1 protein-coding gene is annotated in these 2,031 nt (G+C 34.3%); it reads left to right on the top strand.

Annotated features, from left to right (window positions below; all coding sequences use genetic code 11):
- Nucleotides 1–16: 16 nt before the first annotated feature.
- On the top strand, nucleotides 17–2,031 hold a 2,015-nt coding region (locus U9R23_01525; GenBank protein MEA3475116.1), incomplete at its 3' end, for a valine--tRNA ligase.

Genomic DNA, 2,031 nt, shown 5'->3' with positions numbered 1-2,031 from the left:
TCTATTAGGAGTTTCTATGAAACAGATGAAGAAAGTCTATAATCCAAAAGAGATTGAATCAAAATGGTATAAATTCTGGCAAGAAAAAAATTTATTTAATGCAGAGATTAATCCCAAGAAAAAGTCTTATACAATTGTGATACCACCTCCAAATGTAACTGGAATTTTGCATATGGGACATGTTCTTAATAATACTTTGCAAGATATTATGATTCGCTATAAAAAATTGCAAGGATATGAAACTCTGTGGCTGCCAGGAACTGACCATGCTGGTATTGCAACTCAAAATGTAGTGGAAAGGGAATTAGCAAATGAAGGCAAAACTCGTTACGATATTGGCAGAGGAGAACTTGTAAAACTTATCTGGAAATGGCGTGAGGAAAAAGGGGATAGAATTATTGAACAGTTGAAGAAATTAGGAGCAAGCTGTGATTGGCGACGAGAAAGATTTACAATGGATGAAGGTCTTTCAAATGCTGTTCGGGAAATTTTTATCCGTCTCTATAAAAAAGGATTAATATACAAAGGGAAATATATTATAAATTGGTGTCCAAGATGTGAAACTGCTTTATCAGATGATGAAGTTGATTATGAAGAGCTGGAATCCTACCTCTGGTATATCAAATATCCTGTTAAAAATAGAACAAACGAATTTGTAACTGTAGCAACAACCAGACCAGAAACAATGCTGGGAGATACTGCAGTTGCAGTTAATCCAAAAGATGAAAGATATAAACATTTGATAGGTGAGAAAGTTATCATTCCGCTTGTTGAGCGAGAAGTTCCAATAATTTCTGATGATTATGTTGAGAAGGAATTTGGAACCGGAGGTGTAAAAGTAACTCCCGCACATGACCCAAATGATTTTAAAATGGGATTGCGTCATAATTTAGAACAGATTTTAATTATGGATGAAAAAGCCGTTATGAATAGAAATGCTGGTATTGACTATGAGGGAATGAATCGTTTTGAATGCAGAGAAAAGGTTGTAGAAGATTTAAAAGAAAGAAAATTACTTGAGAAAACTGAGAAATATTCTCATAGTATCGGATATTGTTATAGGTGTCATACTGTTATTGAGCCATATCTTTCAAATCAGTGGTTTGTAAAGATGAAACCTTTAGCAAATAAGGCAATTAAAGTGGTAAGAGAAGGTAAAATAAAATTTCAACCATCTCCCTGGGAAAAGGTTTATTATAATTGGATGGAAAATATTCGTGATTGGTGTATCTCTCGGCAAATCTGGTGGGGGCATCGTATTCCTGCCTATTATTGTGATAAATGTGGTGAAATGTTTGTTGCAAAACAGGCTCCTGATAAATGTACAAAATGCAATGGAGATAAGTTCACCCAAGACCCAGATGTATTGGATACATGGTTTTCTTCCTGGCTTTGGCCCTTTTCCACAATGGGTTGGCCCGAAAAAACAAAAGAACTAAATTATTTCTATCCGACAGATTTATTGGTTACAGACCCTGGAATTATTTTCTTCTGGGTTGCGAGGATGATAATGGCCTCAATGGAATTTATGAAAAAGATTCCATTCAAAAATGTGTTCCTTCACGGAATGGTTCTAGATGAAAAATCAAGAAAAATGAGTAAATCTTTGGGAAATTCTCCAGATCCGATTGATGTGATTGAAAAATTTGGTGCAGATGCTTTGCGTTTTAGTATGGTATTTAATACTCCTAAAGGTAATGATGTCGTTTATACTGATTCTCTTATTGAAACAGGCAGGAATTTCGCAAATAAAATTTGGAATGCTGCAAGGTTCGCAATAACAAATGCAGAGAATATTGCCGGAATGCCTGAACCAGAAGATATGACAATAGATTTAGCTGACAGATGGATATTACACCGCTTACATACAGTTATTTATGAGATATCAAAAGCTTATGATGAATATAGATTTAATGATGCTGCTCATATACTATACAACTTTTTCTGGAATGACTATTGTGCTTGGTATCTTGAAATTATTAAGGATAGATTTTATCATTCTGATGATATTTCAATAAAAAGAACTGCTAA

The organism is Candidatus Cloacimonadota bacterium (assembly GCA_034722995.1).
Taxonomy (GTDB): domain Bacteria; phylum Cloacimonadota; class Cloacimonadia; order JGIOTU-2; family JGIOTU-2; genus JAGMCF01.
The sequence above is the reverse complement of the archived record's forward strand: the minus strand, read 5'-3'. Positions and strand labels throughout refer to the sequence as shown.